Source organism: Erythrobacter sp. W36 (assembly GCF_057364935.1).
In genome coordinates this window covers 2,903,007-2,917,915 of the sequence record NZ_CP200281.1, presented here as the reverse complement: position 1 = coordinate 2,917,915, position 14,909 = coordinate 2,903,007, and the positions used below count along the sequence as shown (strand labels likewise).

The window sequence follows — 14,909 nt, the reverse complement described above, 5'->3', positions numbered from 1 at the left end:
GTCAGACCCCAGCAGAGCTTGATCGATAAATCCGATCATGCGCGCCAGTATTAATCGAATGCATTTTCGGCCCTAGACTGTGTTCCAGCCGTTCCAAACGTGCCTCATTAGCGATGAATGGAGTGAAGCTTAGCGGTAGCACCAGCTAGCCAGTTCGAACCCGACAGGGTTCGCAAGGCCGCATTGGCCGCCCGCAGCGATGCGGCCTTCAGGCCGTGAGAGCGAGGAGACGCAGGTCCGGATGGACCTGCGTGTTACCAAATGCCGAGCCACCCGCGCCCTCCACCCTTCCACCCGGATGGTATCCCGGTAGACTCAGTGTGGAAGGGTGGAGGGAGCGGGTGGGTAGGCCGCTAAGCGCACAGCCTACAACCGCTCTTCCATCATCGCCTTCATGTCCGCTTCAAGACGCGGGCCATAATGCGAGATCACCTCAGCGGCTGCAATCGCGCCGCGCTTAAGGCAGCGCGCCAGCGGCTCATCCTTGGCATAGCCAGAGAGGAAGCCCGCCGCGAACTGATCGCCAGCACCCGTGGTATCGACGACCTTGTCGACCGGCTCGGCTGCAACCTCGGCGCGCTCGCCATGGGCAACGGCAATCGCGCCGTGCTCTCCGCGCGTTGCGACCAGAACCGGCACCTTACCAGCCACTGCGGCAACGCCTGCTTCAAAGTCATCCTCGCCCGTCAGCGTCGCCAGCTCGCTTTCGTTGACGAACAGAATGTCGATCAAGCCAGCGTCAATCATCGCCCTGAAGTCGTCGCCGTGGCGATCGATTACAAAGCTCTCACTCGCAGTAAAGGCGATCTTGCGGCCCGCTGCGCGCGCAAGCTCGATGGCACGGCGCATGGCGCGGCGCGGCTCCTCTGGATCCCATAGATAGCCTTCAAGATAGAGGATCGAGCCGCTCGTAATCAGCTCTTCATCGAGGGCGGCGGCAGGCAAGAATTGGCCCGCGCCAAGGAAGGTGTTCATCGTGCGCTCGCCATCAGGCGTTACGAAGATGAGGCAGCGCCCGGTTGCAGGCTCGCTGCTGCGCGCGGGCGTATCAAAATCGATGCCTGTCGCGCGCATATCATGGCGAAACACCTTGCCCAGCTGATCTTCTGCGACCTGGCCGATGAACGCGCATTGCATGCCCAACGTTGAAAGGCCCGCCAGTGTGTTCGCCGCTGACCCGCCAGACATCTCGCGCGCTGGCGGCATCGCCTTGTACAGCTCTTCCGCGCGGGGTTCGTCGAGCAGCATCATACCGCCGCGATTAAGATCAAGCTCTTCGATCAAATCGTCTTCGCAAGCGGCGATCACATCGACCAAGGCATTGCCAATGGCGATCACATCATAGCGCGGCTCGTTTACGGGTTCTGGCACAGCAAAGTCCTGTTTGGCTAAAAGTCTGAATTGCGCCGCAGCGCCTAGCCCGCTTGAGGGCGCAGGCCAAGTGTTACCGCATAAGGGATTGCACCAAGCCCGAGTTTGACTTGCAGGGGCGCATCTCGCAACGATGGCGATATGGGAGCAGTGATCACGGCATTGGCGAAGGGATTTGCGCAGCTAACCGACCGCGCCGTGCTCAAAGTGCTCGCAAAATCGCTGCTCATCACCTTGGCAATCTTCGCTGTACTTGGGACCAGCATGTGGTTCGCGATTGAAGCCATGGTGGAGCGCTGGATCGCGCCCTACAACAGCGAGGACTACACCGGCACGATCACAGCGGGCGTGACGGTGGTGATCACTTTGCTGATGGGCTGGTTGCTGTTCCGTGTCGTCGCCCTCGCCGTGCTGCAATTCTTCGCTGATGAGATCGTGCGCGCGGTGGAGCAGCGCCACTATCCAGATGCCGCCAACACCGCCCGAGACCTGCCGTTTCGCGAAGACCTCAGCAACAGTCTGCGCGGGATTGGCCGGGCCTTGGGCTTCAACCTGCTCGCCCTACCCATCGCGATCATCCTGTTGTTCACAGCCATCGGTCCCGCCTTGGTTTTCCTAATCGTCAACGCGGTGCTATTGGGGCGCGAACTCACTGATATGGCGTGGCTTCGGCACCGCCAGCCGGATGATACCGGCACTCCGGTGGGCGCGTTTCAGCGATTGGCGCTGGGCGGTGTGATTGCGGGATTGATGCTGGTGCCTTTTGCAAATCTGCTTGCCCCAATCCTCGGCGCCGCTGCGGGAACGCATTTGACTCACCATGCGCGCGGCCGCTCAAGCTTCAATCAAAGGGATGCCGTTGATGCGTAAAGAGCTTGGGCTTGCGGCAACCTTGCTGCTTGGCGCCTGCGCCAGCACTTCCAGCGGCGGGGCCAAGCACACCCCGGGCGTCACCCGCACCGGGCCGATGACCACAACGGTACGCGGCGAAGACTTGCCAGCGGGCGGCGGGTTCAGACCACCTACAGTGCAGAACGCGGGCAAACTGGGCGGCGTGATCGGCGCGCGGGCAGAACAGCTCACCGCCAGCTTTGGCGATGCCCGCATTGACTTGGTCGAAGGGGACGCGCGCAAGCTACAATTCGCAGGCGAAGGATGCGTGCTCGACGTCTTCCTCTATCCGCTCGAACCAGGACAGTCGCCGACCGCGACTTATGTCGAGGCGCGCAACCCCGAGGGCGGCACCAGCGTGGATGAGGCGAGCTGCGTGCGTGATCTGGCGCGCCGCTAAGGGCCCCTCAGCTTCGGCGCAGCACACTATGGTAACCCGACTTTAAGCACTTTTGCGGTAAGACTTCGCGCAATTGCGAAGGGACTTTGACACGCCATGACAACCCAATTTGCCGATCTCGCCCGCCGTGCCAGTGAAGACGGGCACATCTCTGCCGAGGAATTGCTCTCCTTGCGCCAGCTTGGCTGGGGCGATGGCATCATCCACCGCGCAGAAGCCGAAGCGATTTTCGCGATCAACAATGTGGTCGAGAACCCGAGCGCGGAATGGACCGACTTCTTCGTCGAGGCGATTGGCGAATTTGTCCTCAATGGCACCGACCCGCGCCTGATGTGCGATGAAGACGAAGCCAAATGGCTGATTTCTCAGATCGACCATGACGGCAAAGTCGACAGCATGGCCGAGCTCGAAGCGATCGTTCGCATCGTTGAGCGCGCGCAAAACGTGCCAGACACGCTCAAGCATTACGCGCTGAAGCAGGTTGAAAACGAAGTGCTGACCGGCACTGGCCCTACCCGCGATGGCGGCGAATTGTCGGATACACATATCAGCGCTGCGGAATGCAAGATCCTGCGCCGCCTGATCTTTGCCAGCGGCGGCCACGGCACAGCGGCCGTCACTCGGTTTGACGCAGAGATGCTGTTCCGCCTGAAAGACGCGACCAAGGACGATGCGAATGCGCCAGAATGGGCCGATCTGTTCGTCGATGGCATCGCGAACTATCTCAAGGGCTTCCACCTCGCCCATGCTCAGATCAGCCACGAACGCGCCAAAGAGCTGGAGGCGTTCATCGCCGACAACAAGGCGAATGTCGGCCGCTTCATGGGCAGAATGGCGCAGTCAGCGCCGGACGTCGCCAACAATTTTGGCAAAGTGTTCGGCAAAAAGGGTTCAAATTCTCAGTTCGAAGAACGTGCCGCAGAAGGCAATATCGTAACCCAAAACGAGAACGCCTGGCTGCAAGGCATGGTCGATGCAGACGGCGAATTGGATGCGCTTGAACAGGCGCTGATCAAACGCCTCAGCGAAGAAGGCTAAGCTCAGTCGCTAAAGTCCAGTGGAGCCGCAGCTCCGCCTTGCTTCGGCGCAGGCCCTCTTGGGGGCACAGCGGGGACAGCGATGCCCGCTTCAGGCGGTTTGCGGCGACGGAGATTGATCCTGTCACGCAACTTCTGAAGATGCGTGACTTCAGACTTCAGCAGCAGCCTCTCTTTCCCTTGGGTTGAGCGATCAATTCTCTCGGACAGGTTCGCTATTTCACGATCAATCGCGATCAAAACTCTCTCAATCGCCACAGCCTCTCCGCGCCTGATTTTGCTGGATCGAACGCTGGGTGACACATGGAGGAATGTTTCACGCAAGCGTGCAAGTCGCCTGATTTCACGTTTGCGCTTTTCAATGTCGCGCATGACAGCTTGGTAGCGCTTTTTAGGATCTCTTTGCTTGCCTGTCATGGTGGTGTATTACCACACTAGCACACAAAAGACCAGCAAATCGGCTAAGCCTAGACCATAAAGCTCTCGCCGCAGCCGCAAGCGCCCTTGGCATTGGGGTTCTCAAAGGTGAACCCGGCGGTGAAATCATCCTCGACCCAATCCATGATTGAGCCGACCAGATAGAGCACGCTCGCGCCATCGATGTAGAAAATGCCGCCTGGCGTCTCGATCTTCTCATCCATCGCGACCTCTTCGGTCACGTAATCAACCGAATAGGCGAGGCCAGAGCAGCCGCGACGCGGGGTCGATAGCTTTACACCAATCGCATCCTCCGGCGCTTTGCTCATCAGTTCGGCCACGCGCGCCTCTGCGCCCTTGGTCAGGGTGACAGCCGCAGGGATTTTGCGCGTCTTGGTTTTGGTATCGGTCATCACAGCATTCCTAACTCTAGCCGCGCTTCATCCGTCATCTTGTCCGGGCCCCAAGGCGGATCCCATACCAGATCAACTTCGGCATCGCGAATGCCCGGCACGCTGGCCGCGCGCAATTCAACCTCACCCGGCATGGTTTCCGCAACCGGGCAATGCGGCGTTGTCAGCGTCATGGTGACAGTCACATCGGCTTCGTCATCGACTTCCACGCCGTAGATCAGGCCAAGGTCATAGATGTTGACGGGTATCTCGGGATCGTAAATTTCCTTGAGTGCATCGACCACTGCCTGTTGCAGATCGCTGCCCGCGCCGCCGACTTCGCCGGTCGCGGGAGCCTGAGCCAGAAAGCCCTCTAGATAGTCGCGCTTGCGTGGCTCGTCAGACGCGGCCCCAGCCTCAGCATCAGGGTCAATCGCATCATCCACCCGCGCACGTTTTGGCTTGTTGGCCAATACGTCTTCATTCGGCGCAGGGGCCGCGACAAACTCGGTGTCATTTTCTGGCTTGTTCATTGCGAAGTTCCCAAAAACAAACGACGCGTCCGCGCAATGCCTTCGAGCAGCGCATCAACATCATCATCATTCGAATAAAGCGCGAAACTGGCCCGCGCTGTTGCAGGCACACCCAGATGCTCCATCAGGGGCTGTGCGCAGTGGTGCCCCGCCCGGATCGCAACATTGGCCTCGTCGAGGATGGTGCCAAGATCATGCGGGTGAATATCATCGATCGCAAAGCTGACGATGCCCGCGCTATCCGCAGGGCCGAACAGGCGCACATCATTCATCGCGCCCAGTTCTTGGCGCAGCCGAGCGACCAAAGCGCTCTCGCGCGCGTGGATCTGGTCCAAGCCCACGTCGCTGACATAATCAGCCGCCGCCGCAAAGGCGATCGCCTCAGTAATGGCCGAGCGTGCCTGCCTCAAACCGCTGCGGCGCAGGGGCATAGGTGGTCTTTTCAAAGGTCACGCGGTCGATCATCGCACCGCCGCCCTCCCACGGGGGCATGGCGTCCAGAATGTCCGCCCTCGCCCACAGCGCGCCGATTCCGGTCGGGCCGTAGAGCTTATGCGCGGAGAAGACGTAGAAGTCGCAATTGAGCGCCGCCACATCGACCAGCATGTGCGGGGCCGACTGACAGCCATCGAGCAGCAGCTTGGCGCCGACTTTGTGCGCCAGATCAGCCGCGCGTCTTGCGTCCAGAACGGAGCCCAAAACGTTGGAGACATGACCAAAGGCGACGAGCTTGTGCCGCTCAGTCAGCATGGCTTCGGCGGCGTCCAGATCAATCTGGTGATCATCGGTCAGCGGGCACACGTCAATATGCGCGCCGACACGCTCGGCCAGCATTTGCCACGGGACGATATTGGAATGATGCTCCAGCTGAGAGAGCAAAATCCTGTCGCCAGCGCCGATATTGGCCTGGCCCCAGGTGTTCGCGACAAGGTTGATCGCCTCGGTCGCGCCGCGCGTGAAGACCAGCTCGTTTTCTTGACCGCCAATGAAGCGCGCAATCGTGCGCCGCGCGCCTTCATAGGCCGCCGTCATTTCCGCAGAGCGCGCATAAACACCGCGGTGAACGGTGGCATAATCCTCGCCCATCGCGCGGGCCATCGCATCAATCACCGCCTGAGGCTTTTGCGAGGTCGCAGCCGTATCCAGATAATGCCACGGCGCGCCGCCCCGGCCAACCAGGCCAGGAAAGTCAGCGCGGCGCAGATCGCCAGCGTCGCGGGTCAAAGAAGCAGGCGCGTTCACAGCGCGCTCCTCTCCAGCGCGGCCAGTGCCACATCTAGCAGTTCGCCCTGAGCATCGGTGTCGCCCATTGCCACCAGAGCATCGCCCAGGAAGGCCTGCACCAACAGCCGCTGCGCCACATCAGGGTCGATCCCGCGTGCGGCCATATAATACCGTGCGCTCTCGTCGAGCTGGCCCATGGTTGCGCCGTGTGCGCATTTCACATCATCAGCGAAGATCTCAAGCTGAGGGACAGCGTTTGCGCTCGCGCCTTTTTCCAGCAGCAGTGCTTTAAAATCCTGCGCAGCATCGGTCTTTTGCGCATGGCGCGCGACGTTGATCTCGCCCAGGAAATTGCCAGAAGCGGTGCCCCAATGCACGCTGCGCACGGTCTGGTTGCTGGTCCCTTCGGGCTCTGCATGCACGGTCTTGGTCACGAATTCGCGGGTGGCGTCGCCGCCGCCGATCGTCACGCCGCCAAACTCGAAATGCGCGGCGCGTGCCAGCGTTACCTCGATCTCTAGCCGGGCCGAGCCGCTTGCCGCGTTGACCGCGAAGAACTCTGCCCGCGCCCCTTCGCCCAGCGCCACGCGCAGCCGCGTCACCGCAGGCGCATCGCCGTCCAGCACAAAGGTCTCACGGTGCGTCTCGCCCGCGGCTACGGAAACCTCACGCCACGTGTTCAGCGCTTCAGCACCAATCGCCTCTGCCGCCGAAATATCGGCATAGCGCCAGGCCTCATCGTGCCGGGTCGGAAGAGTGGCCAGTTCGCTCACGCCGCCGCCCCGAGGTTTTCCGCCATAACCGCGTCATAGCCTTCGTTCTCAAGCCGCAGGGCAAGCTCTGGGCCGCCGGTTTCGATAATCCGGCCATCGGCCAGCACGCTAACGAGGTCAGGCTTCACGACGTCAAGCAGACGTTGATAGTGGGTGATGAGCAGCACGCCCTTATCCGCCGCGCCGCCTTGTGGGCGCATGATGGCATTGATGCCCTCGCCCACCACGCGCAGCGCATCAATGTCGAGGCCGCTATCGGTCTCGTCCAGCACCGCTAACGACGGGGCGAGAATGCCCATTTGCACCATTTCAGCGCGCTTTTTCTCACCGCCCGAAAAGCCCACATTCACGTGCCGCTTCAGCATGTCCATATCCATGCCGAGTAGGCCCGCCTTTTCCTTGGCAAGCTTCAGAAACTCGCCGCCGGACAAAGGCTCTTCGCCGCGCACTTTGCGCTGAGCGTTCAGCGCCTCGCGCAGGAATTGCACGTTGGAAACACCCGGGATTTCAACCGGATATTGAAAGCCGAGGAACAGGCCAGCAGCGGCGCGCTCATGCGGGTCCAGATCAAGCAGGTCTTGGCCCATGAACTCGACGCTGCCACCGGTCACTTCGTAACCCGGCTTTCCGCCCAGCACATTGGCGAGCGTCGATTTGCCCGCGCCATTGGGGCCCATAATCGCATGCACCTGGCCGGGGCGAATTTCGAGGCTCAGCCCCTTCAGGATCGCTTTGCCGACGGTTTCGGCGTGGAGGTTTTCAATCTTCAGCATTGGAATTGTTCTCTTTGCAAAATGGTTGGTCGCCAGCTCGGCTCAATCGCGGCGGCGGGGGTAATCTTGGTTGGGGTTCTCTTCGCGGTGGGCCCGCGCGGCGTCTTTCCTATCGCCAATGCGCATGCGCATGCCGATCGTGATGCGTTCCAGCACCTTGTCCATGTTTTCCAGGATGTGCTCAGCCTTGATCCGCATCACGCGAATGCCGACCGCCTCAAGGCTTTTGTCGCGGCGCTTGGAGATCGCCAGATCGTCATCTTCTTCTTCGATGATGATCGCCATTCCCAGATTGTGGCAGTTGAAGTCGACAATCGCGCTGCCGACGACGGCGAAACGTTTGAAGGTGTATTTGCCCATATCGGCCTCGGCAAATCGCTTAGCGAGCGCCTTGTTGGCGGGCGAGGCGAAGCGCCGCATTTCGCGCGCGCGATCATGCAGCGCATCGAGGCGCTTATCCGAGATTTTCCACCCGCGGCCCTTTTTGTTGAGGGTCTCAGGATCAATCGCCTCGTCAGAAGGCTTAAGGGCGAGTTTCTTGCGTTCGGTCATGCGCCCGTTCCCGTGAAATTGTAGATGTTCTTGTCAACGAATTCGGCCAGCAGCAGCATGACCACGATCACAGCCAAAGTGCGCCACAGGGGAAAGCCCTTTTTCTGCTTGGCGGCGGCCTGCGCATTCGCCTGTGCGACCAAAGCGGCATCGGCCTCTTTTCGTGCTTTCGCAGCAGCGCTGGCGGCCTGCTTGCGCTCGTACTCAATAGTGCTCTCGGCACTATCAAGCAGCTCCTGCGCCCAGTCCATCCGCCCAAAAGAAGGGCCCTGGCCTTCATAGCCATAACCACCAAAATCGCACACCAAAGTTCCCATAAGCAGGCAATAGGGAGCAAAGAATTTTTGCGGAATGCGCGGGCCAAAGCCGACATTCATATTGTGATCGCCATCTTTGACGCGAAATTCAGAACCGATCTCTTCGAGATGTTCGTTGGTGTCTTCAGTAATCCGGTGATCCGGAAATTTGGGGCCATAGGGCTGGCAGTAAACTTCCATCTCCTGAAATTCACCCATGAACTCGACGTGGAAGCTCAGGAAGCCGTCAAATTCCTGCATCGGATCATCGAGTTTTTGATCGCCTTGGAGCAGCACACGCAAAGGGTAGCCGCGCTGCTGCAGCGCCGCATTCATCTGTCCAAAGCTTGGCCATTTGCCCTGTGGGACAGCGACTTCGTAACAGAGGCTCACCGGTCGCTCCTGTGGAGGTGCTGGGCGGGCATATTCTGACCGAAGCCCATTTTGGTGAGAGTCTCGAGATCAATCGCTTCGTCGGAAGGCTTAAGGGCGAGTTTCTTGCGTTCAGTCATTTCGCGTTCCAGCCTGAGTTCATCGAGAAATGCTTCGTCCCCCACAGCGCTTGCGCTGCTTCAGAGATGATAAGCCCAATGTCCTTAGGAAGGTCAGTTTCATCGCCAGGATCGAGGTATAAACCGTCCGGTCCCTTGAGCGAAACCATGCCGATCAACGACCCAAATTCTAACTCAACTTTGGCTTCGGGGCCTAGAATCGTGCGCGGCTCCCATTCGTCTTCAGCGACCTGCACAACCTCAAATTCCATATCGTGGTAGCGCCCCACAATGGGAGTGACGAGTTCCCATTCGTTGGATGTTAGCTCCATCATTTTCGCGATCTGGGGTTTTGACACTTGATTGAAATCGATAGTGAGCCGAGCCTTCAAATCTCGCTCTTCATCGATCACGAAAGTTCCATTGGGTGTTGAAGGTTGTTCCTTGAAAGTCACCCCACGCTCCCCTCAAGCGAGATCGCCTTGTCGTCACCCCGGACTTGATCCGGGGTCCAACTTACTTCGGGCGCCGCGCCAGCAAGAAGCTGGACCCCGGCTCGGGGGCCGGGGTGACGGTGGTTGATGAGGTTGAGCAGAATCATCCAACCGACCCTTCCAAGGAAATCGCCAGCAATTTCTGCGCCTCAACCGCAAATTCCATCGGCAGTTCTTTCAGCACATCTTTCGCAAAGCCGTTGACGATCAAGGCCACGGCCTCTTCCTCGTCCAGCCCGCGTTGCTGCGCGTAGAACATCTGCTCTTCGCTGATCTTGCTGGTGGTCGCCTCGTGCTCGATCTGAGCGCCGGGGTTCTTCACCTCGATATAGGGCACCGTGTGCGCGCCGCATTCATCGCCGAGCAGCAGGCTGTCGCACTGCGTGAAATTGCGCACGCCGTCGGCGTTCGGGCCAACCCGCACAAGGCCGCGATAGGTGTTGTTCGACTTGCCCGCCGAAATACCTTTGGAGATGATGGTTGAGCGCGAGCCCTTGCCATTATGGATCATCTTCGTACCGGTATCGGCCTGCTGGAAATTGTTGGTGACGGCGACCGAGTAAAACTCGCCCACGCTGTCTTCGCCATTGAGCACGCAGGATGGATATTTCCACGTCACGGCAGAGCCGGTTTCCACCTGCGTCCAGCTGATTTTGGAGCGGTCGCCTTGGCACAGCCCGCGCTTGGTGACGAAATTGTAGATCCCGCCCACGCCTTCGCTGTTGCCGGGGTACCAGTTTTGCACGGTCGAATATTTGATCTCGGCATCTTCCATGGCGACCAATTCGACCACGGCGGCGTGTAGCTGGTTCTCGTCGCGCATCGGCGCGGTGCAGCCTTCGAGATAGGAGACGTAAGAGCCCTTTTCAGCGATGATCAGCGTCCGCTCAAACTGGCCGGTGTTCTCCGCATTGATGCGGAAATAGGTGCTGAGCTCCATCGGGCAGCGCACGCCCTCTGGCACATAGACAAATGTGCCATCGGAAAAGACCGCGCAATTGAGCGTCGCGAAGTAATTGTCGCGCTGAGGCACGACCTTGCCGAGCCATTTTTTGACCAGCTCTGGATATTCCTTGATCGCCTCGGAAATCGACAGGAAGATAACGCCCGCCTTCTTCAGCTCTTCGCGGAAAGTGGTCGCAACGCTGACGCTGTCAAACACCGCATCGACCGCGACCTTTTTCGCGCCTTTGACCCCGGCCAGCACTTCTTGCTCGCCCAGCGGAATGCCGAGCTTATCGTAGACCGCCTTGATATCGGGATCGAGGTCATCGAGCGAATCGAGCTCAACCTTCTTCGTCGGCGCGGCGTAATAATAGGCGTCTTGATAGTCGATTTTCGGATAGCCAACCTTGGCCCACTCCGGCTCTTCCATCTGCTCCCACATCCGGAACGCCTTCAGACGCCAATCGAGCATCCATTCCGGCTCACCCTTTTTGCCCGAAATGAACCGCACCGTATCCTCGGTGAGGCCTTTTTCGGCAAACTCAGTGTCGATTTCCGCCGACCAGCCATGCTCATATTCCGCCGCATTGGCCGCTGCCTCTTTGGCCTCGGCGTCCATTTCAGGCGCGTCGGACAGTGGGTTTTCCTGAATATCGAGATTATCGCTCATGCCAGTTCCTCTGCATGCACCAGCTGCGTCAGCGGGATATCCGCCAAGGCGCCGCGCAATGCGGTGTTGATGATCGGCCAATGCGGTTTCATTTCGCAAGCGGCCTCAAAGTCGCAATCGTTGGAATCAATACAGGCGGTGAGGGCGATCGGCCCTTCCACCGCTTCGATGATATCGGCCACGCTGATTGCGGCGGCCGGGCGCGCCAATTGCAATCCGCCATGCGCGCCGCGGACCGAACGCAGCAATTGCGCACCCGTCAGCTTTGATACGAGCCGCTGAACCGTGGGGACGGGCAGGCCGGTTTCCTTGGCCAGCTCAGCCGCGCTCACGCGCCCATCGCCGCAATGGCTGGCGGCTTGGCGCATGATAATCACGGCATAATCGGCAAGGTTTGAAAGGCGCATGGCTCGCTACGTTTTACAGAGTGATGACACAGCCAAAACTCTTAATCGGACAGATTCGTTCCGAATTGCAATTAGGAGCGATTTTGTCCGAATTCAACGCAAATGCGTCTGTTGCGAGTCGTTAGCGCCTGGCGCGCTGCTCGTCTCCGATCACGACCCGTCTGTCATGATGGCCAGGCGTTTGTTGATGTAGCTCTCAACATTCTCTTCCAGAATATCGAGCGGAACCGGGCCGGATTCCAAGACCACATCGTGAAATTCGCGGATGTCGAATTGAGCGCCAAGCCGAGTCTTGGCCTGCTCGCGCAGCTCCATGATCTTCAGCTTGCCGATGGTGTAGGCGGTCGCTTGGCCAGGATAAACGATATAGCGCTCAATCGCCTTGCGAATGTCGCCATCGGGATTGGGCGTGTTGTCGGTGAGATATTGGATCGCCTTCTCACGGCTCCAGCGTTTGTCGTGAATGCCGGTGTCGACCACCAGGCGGCAGGCCCGCCACAGCTCCATGCCGAGCTTAGCCAAAATCGGAATAGGGATCGGTGTAGAAGCCCATGTCCTTGCCCAGCTCCTCAGAATACAGCCCCCAACCTTCGGTGTAAGCGGTCACCCCGCCAAACCGGCGGAAAGGCGGCAGGTCGCCCATTTCTGTTTGAAGGGCGCGCTGAAGATGGTGGCCGGGTGAGCCCTCGTGATAGGCCAGCGCCTCCAGCTCATTCTTGCTCATATCGCGCAAGTTGTAGAGGTTCACATAATAGGTGCCAGGGCGCGAACCGTCCGGCGCAGGGCTCTGGTAAAACGCTTTGCCCGCGCTCTTTTCGCGGAACGCCTCGACCGGTTTGATAACCATTGGAGCCTTGGGCAAGCGGCCAAAATAGTCTGGCAGCTTGGCCTCCAGCTTGCGCAGCGCCGCATTGGCATCAGCGAGGTAATCCTCACGGCTCGTATAGAAGAAGCGGTCGTCATTGCGGGTGAATTTGAAGAAGTCCTGCAGGCTCCCCTCAAACCCGACCTTGGCCATAATCGCGCGCATCTCACCGTGGATTCGCTCGACTTCGCTGAGGCCGATATTGTGGATCTCATCCGCTGTCAGATCGGTGGTGGTGTAGTTTTTGAGCAGCGCGCTGTAATAATTGGCGCCATCCGGCAGGCGCCATACGCCGTCATCGGTTGGCGCGATGGCTTCCTGGCGCTTCATTTCAGCCAGCAGGCGCTGCAGTGCGGGTTCAGCAGAACCCTTCCACGCATCGCGCGCTCGTTCGTAAAGGATGGATGCCTCCGCTGCCTCTGCCGCGTTGTTTTGATCAACATCCGGTAGCCCAGCCACCTTGGCTTTGAAGTCGACTAAGACCGCATTCTCATCACCAGCATTCAGCAGGTTCTCGATATCCGAGATGACATAGGGATAGACCCATTTGGGCGGCATCACGCCATTTTCGGCTCGCTCGCGCGCCTCCGCGGTCAAGGTGTCGACCACAGCCCCCATGCGTTCAATCCGGCTGACATAAGCCATGGCATCATCGTCTGATGAAACCCGGTGAATGTTGATCAGGAACGCTGGCAGGCCGCTCTGCGCGCCGCGCATCTGATTGAACAGATAGACATTCTTGCGGTATTTATGCGTGCGAGCGCTGCGCTGCGCCATCGCTTCAAACAGGCGGAAAGACAGCGCATCGTCGCCTGACAAGTCATCAAGATCGTAGTTCCTGCGCATATAACCGACCGCGGCTTGCAGCAATTCCTGCTGGATAGCCGCGCCAACATCGCTGTAATCATCCCATGTGCCGTAGGATGCGTCGCGAATACCGCGGTAGGCCTTAGCCTCAGGCGAGAGCTCCAATTGCGCTTCGTCATATTGCTTGAAAAACTCACTCAGCGAAAGCGCGGCCTCGGCGGTGTCCACGGACGCATCCGCGCTGGCCAATGGCTGCTGAGCTGCGGTGGGTGCGCAAGCAGCGAGAGCCAGAGCAATAGTGGAGCTAAACAGAAGGGCAGAGCGGCGCATAGAAATCCTCATAAGTGGTAGTGTCATAGGCTAAGCGACCGGACGCGAGTTCCGCGGTGCAAATCACCGCAGTTCCTACCCCAATTCGCGAAAATTCTTCAGGTCGATCATTTCATTCAGGAACGGACTTTCATCATCGCTCAGCCGCGCCGGTGTGCGTCCGGCGAACCGCTGAATCTCTCGGATCATATGCGATTGATCGAAAAATGCATCGGCCAATTGCGCTTCATATTCAGGCGTGAGCTGCGGGAAAGACAGCCATGCGGCCGCTCGCAAGGCGCGATACTTGCGCGCGAGCGCTTGCGGGGGAAGGCCGAAATACCTTTCAACGAGGCGCTGAACCTGCCGCTCAGAATAAGACGCCGCCGCCATTAGATCAGCCAAATCGGGATTGAGCGATGCGCCCAACCACTGATTGACCGTTCGGATAAGCTCATTGTGGCGCGCGTTGAGCGGCCGCGCGCGGCCCTCGATAAAGGCGCCCAGTTCCAGCGCGCATTCGCGGCCGCTAAATTTGCCCGCGCGGTATCCCGCATTCAGGCGTTCGCCCAAGGCGACAACTTCGCTGCCGAGCACAGTGCGCGCCTCAATCATCCGGTCACGATGCTCGCCCGCGTGCAATCCGGTGAGCGCGCCCCAGCCCTGCGGCGTGAGCGCCGCGCCGACCACATGAAATGGACCCTCAACAACAATCGGTGTCGCTGTTGAGAGCGGCGTAAGCATCGCAATTTCTGGATTGGGGTCGCGCCGTCCGCTGGCAAATAGCATTTCGCCCTTGCCATAGGGGAAAAGCGAAAGATGCCCGATCGAGGCGGGCTGAATGTCCCGGATCTCCGCTTCTTCACAGCGGAAATGATAGAGCGTCGTCACATAATCGCTGATCGCGGAGGGCGGCGCGATGTAGTCGATTGAAATGAGCGATGCCGGAGTGAGCGCAAACCCGGTGTCGGACTCGGGAAAGTCCGGTTCGCTTTGACCCGCCGCTGAAAAGTGATGGTCAACCATTACGAGCGCCTCATGGACGCGGGCCTAGCCGCTTCCCCTATGATTTAACACAAAAAAAGGGCGGCTCTCAAATGAGAACCGCCCTATTGAAGTTGAGGAACTCTTCGCATTGCTGCTCCGAGCCCTTCGGGTCGCACGCATTATGTAGGATAGAAATGCGGCGAATAATTGTATGCAAACGACAAATCGCAGCCTCGCCCAAAATTTTTCTGAATTCTATTGCGCAAGCACCCTCG

The 14,909-nt window shown here is 59.2% G+C and carries 18 protein-coding genes and 1 pseudogene; 3 read left to right on the top strand and 16 right to left on the bottom strand.

Annotation, left to right across the window (positions count from 1 at the left end; translation table 11 throughout):
- Positions 1-366: 366 nt before the first annotated feature.
- Positions 367-1,371, bottom strand: coding sequence for an adenosine kinase (locus AC0V6U_RS14375; RefSeq protein ID WP_472643821.1), 1,005 nt, complete (start codon positions 1,369-1,371; stop codon positions 367-369).
- A 141-nt stretch (positions 1,372-1,512) separates the two neighbouring features.
- Between AC0V6U_RS14375 and AC0V6U_RS14370 the strand changes: the two genes are divergently transcribed.
- The 3 genes from AC0V6U_RS14370 (at position 1,513) to AC0V6U_RS14360 (ending at position 3,700) form a co-directional block, all read left to right on the top strand.
- Entirely contained in the window at positions 1,513-2,241 is a 729-nt protein-coding gene (locus AC0V6U_RS14370; protein ID WP_486169506.1) for an EI24 domain-containing protein, read from the top strand.
- Positions 2,234-2,662 (top strand): hypothetical protein, encoded by a 429-nt coding sequence (locus AC0V6U_RS14365; RefSeq protein WP_472643819.1) that lies wholly within the window; start codon positions 2,234-2,236, stop codon positions 2,660-2,662. The genes AC0V6U_RS14370 and AC0V6U_RS14365 overlap by 8 nt, the downstream gene beginning before the upstream one ends.
- 96 nt (positions 2,663-2,758) lie before the next feature.
- Positions 2,759-3,700, top strand: coding sequence for a hypothetical protein (locus tag AC0V6U_RS14360; RefSeq protein WP_472643818.1), 942 nt, complete (start codon positions 2,759-2,761; stop codon positions 3,698-3,700).
- 2 nt (positions 3,701-3,702) lie between these two features.
- Here the strand turns inward: AC0V6U_RS14360 and AC0V6U_RS14355 are convergent, their stop codons facing one another.
- The 15 genes and pseudogenes from AC0V6U_RS14355 to AC0V6U_RS14285 all read right to left on the bottom strand — a co-directional run bounded on the left by AC0V6U_RS14355 (position 3,703) and on the right by AC0V6U_RS14285 (position 14,673).
- On the bottom strand, positions 3,703-4,116 hold the full coding sequence (locus AC0V6U_RS14355; RefSeq protein WP_472643817.1) for a hypothetical protein: 414 nt from the start codon (positions 4,114-4,116) through the stop codon (positions 3,703-3,705).
- Between the two features lie 50 nt (positions 4,117-4,166).
- Positions 4,167-4,529 carry a HesB/IscA family protein gene (locus AC0V6U_RS14350; RefSeq protein ID WP_472643816.1) on the bottom strand — a complete coding sequence of 121 codons (363 nt, stop codon included), beginning with the start codon at positions 4,527-4,529 and terminating at the stop codon, positions 4,167-4,169.
- Complete coding sequence (locus tag AC0V6U_RS14345; RefSeq protein ID WP_472643815.1) at positions 4,529-5,041, bottom strand: SUF system Fe-S cluster assembly protein; 513 nt, start codon at positions 5,039-5,041, stop codon at positions 4,529-4,531. Before AC0V6U_RS14345 ends, AC0V6U_RS14350 begins: the two co-directional genes overlap by 1 nt.
- Positions 5,038-6,283: pseudogene (locus AC0V6U_RS14340) on the bottom strand (aminotransferase class V-fold PLP-dependent enzyme). The gene AC0V6U_RS14345 and the pseudogene AC0V6U_RS14340 overlap by 4 nt, the downstream one beginning before the upstream one ends.
- On the bottom strand, positions 6,280-7,038 hold the full coding sequence (locus AC0V6U_RS14335) for a SufD family Fe-S cluster assembly protein (RefSeq protein WP_472643813.1): 759 nt from the start codon (positions 7,036-7,038) through the stop codon (positions 6,280-6,282). Before AC0V6U_RS14335 ends, AC0V6U_RS14340 begins: the two are co-directional and overlap by 4 nt.
- Positions 7,035-7,811, bottom strand: coding sequence for a Fe-S cluster assembly ATPase SufC (sufC, locus tag AC0V6U_RS14330; protein WP_472643812.1), 777 nt, complete (start codon positions 7,809-7,811; stop codon positions 7,035-7,037). Before sufC ends, AC0V6U_RS14335 begins: the two co-directional genes overlap by 4 nt.
- A 42-nt stretch (positions 7,812-7,853) precedes the next feature.
- On the bottom strand, positions 7,854-8,363 hold the full coding sequence (locus AC0V6U_RS14325; protein ID WP_472643811.1) for a DUF559 domain-containing protein: 510 nt from the start codon (positions 8,361-8,363) through the stop codon (positions 7,854-7,856).
- Positions 8,360-9,052 (bottom strand): hypothetical protein, encoded by a 693-nt coding sequence (locus AC0V6U_RS14320; protein ID WP_472643809.1) that lies wholly within the window; start codon positions 9,050-9,052, stop codon positions 8,360-8,362. Before AC0V6U_RS14320 ends, AC0V6U_RS14325 begins: the two co-directional genes overlap by 4 nt.
- The gene (locus AC0V6U_RS14315) at positions 9,049-9,171 is read right to left on the bottom strand and encodes a hypothetical protein (RefSeq protein ID WP_472643808.1); all 123 of its coding nucleotides are present in this window, start codon (positions 9,169-9,171) and stop codon (positions 9,049-9,051) included. Before AC0V6U_RS14315 ends, AC0V6U_RS14320 begins: the two co-directional genes overlap by 4 nt.
- Positions 9,168-9,605 carry a hypothetical protein gene (locus AC0V6U_RS14310; RefSeq protein WP_472643807.1) on the bottom strand — a complete coding sequence of 146 codons (438 nt, stop codon included), beginning with the start codon at positions 9,603-9,605 and terminating at the stop codon, positions 9,168-9,170. Before AC0V6U_RS14310 ends, AC0V6U_RS14315 begins: the two co-directional genes overlap by 4 nt.
- A 142-nt stretch (positions 9,606-9,747) precedes the next feature.
- Positions 9,748-11,259: a Fe-S cluster assembly protein SufB gene (gene sufB, locus AC0V6U_RS14305; RefSeq protein ID WP_472643806.1), complete on the bottom strand. Its 1,512-nt coding sequence runs from the start codon at positions 11,257-11,259 to the stop codon at positions 9,748-9,750.
- The gene (locus tag AC0V6U_RS14300) at positions 11,256-11,666 is read right to left on the bottom strand and encodes an SUF system Fe-S cluster assembly regulator (protein WP_472643805.1); all 411 of its coding nucleotides are present in this window, start codon (positions 11,664-11,666) and stop codon (positions 11,256-11,258) included. The genes sufB and AC0V6U_RS14300 overlap by 4 nt, the downstream gene beginning before the upstream one ends.
- A gap of 150 nt (positions 11,667-11,816) precedes the next feature.
- On the bottom strand, positions 11,817-12,188 hold the full coding sequence (locus AC0V6U_RS14295; RefSeq protein WP_472643804.1) for a DUF885 family protein: 372 nt from the start codon (positions 12,186-12,188) through the stop codon (positions 11,817-11,819).
- Entirely contained in the window at positions 12,181-13,668 is a 1,488-nt protein-coding gene (locus AC0V6U_RS14290) for a DUF885 domain-containing protein (protein ID WP_486169505.1), read from the bottom strand. The genes AC0V6U_RS14295 and AC0V6U_RS14290 overlap by 8 nt, the downstream gene beginning before the upstream one ends.
- Before the next feature lie 75 nt (positions 13,669-13,743).
- Positions 13,744-14,673 carry a helix-turn-helix domain-containing protein gene (locus AC0V6U_RS14285; protein WP_472643802.1) on the bottom strand — a complete coding sequence of 310 codons (930 nt, stop codon included), beginning with the start codon at positions 14,671-14,673 and terminating at the stop codon, positions 13,744-13,746.
- Positions 14,674-14,909: the final 236 nt, after the last annotated feature.

Coding starts and splice junctions, on each gene's coding strand:
- AC0V6U_RS14370 (WP_486169506.1), top strand. CDS start 1,513: ATGGGAGCAGTGATCACGGCATTGGCGAAGGGATTTGCGCAGCTAACC.
- AC0V6U_RS14365 (WP_472643819.1), top strand. CDS start 2,234: ATGCGTAAAGAGCTTGGGCTTGCGGCAACCTTGCTGCTTGGCGCCTGC.
- AC0V6U_RS14360 (WP_472643818.1), top strand. CDS start 2,759: ATGACAACCCAATTTGCCGATCTCGCCCGCCGTGCCAGTGAAGACGGG.
- AC0V6U_RS14355 (WP_472643817.1), bottom strand. CDS start 4,116: ATGACAGGCAAGCAAAGAGATCCTAAAAAGCGCTACCAAGCTGTCATG.
- AC0V6U_RS14350 (WP_472643816.1), bottom strand. CDS start 4,529: ATGACCGATACCAAAACCAAGACGCGCAAAATCCCTGCGGCTGTCACC.
- AC0V6U_RS14345 (WP_472643815.1), bottom strand. CDS start 5,041: ATGAACAAGCCAGAAAATGACACCGAGTTTGTCGCGGCCCCTGCGCCG.
- sufC (WP_472643812.1), bottom strand. CDS start 7,811: ATGCTGAAGATTGAAAACCTCCACGCCGAAACCGTCGGCAAAGCGATC.
- AC0V6U_RS14325 (WP_472643811.1), bottom strand. CDS start 8,363: ATGACCGAACGCAAGAAACTCGCCCTTAAGCCTTCTGACGAGGCGATT.
- AC0V6U_RS14315 (WP_472643808.1), bottom strand. CDS start 9,171: ATGACTGAACGCAAGAAACTCGCCCTTAAGCCTTCCGACGAAGCGATT.
- sufB (WP_472643806.1), bottom strand. CDS start 11,259: ATGAGCGATAATCTCGATATTCAGGAAAACCCACTGTCCGACGCGCCT.
- AC0V6U_RS14300 (WP_472643805.1), bottom strand. CDS start 11,666: ATGCGCCTTTCAAACCTTGCCGATTATGCCGTGATTATCATGCGCCAA.
- AC0V6U_RS14290 (WP_486169505.1), bottom strand. CDS start 13,668: ATGCGCCGCTCTGCCCTTCTGTTTAGCTCCACTATTGCTCTGGCTCTC.
- AC0V6U_RS14285 (WP_472643802.1), bottom strand. CDS start 14,673: ATGGTTGACCATCACTTTTCAGCGGCGGGTCAAAGCGAACCGGACTTT.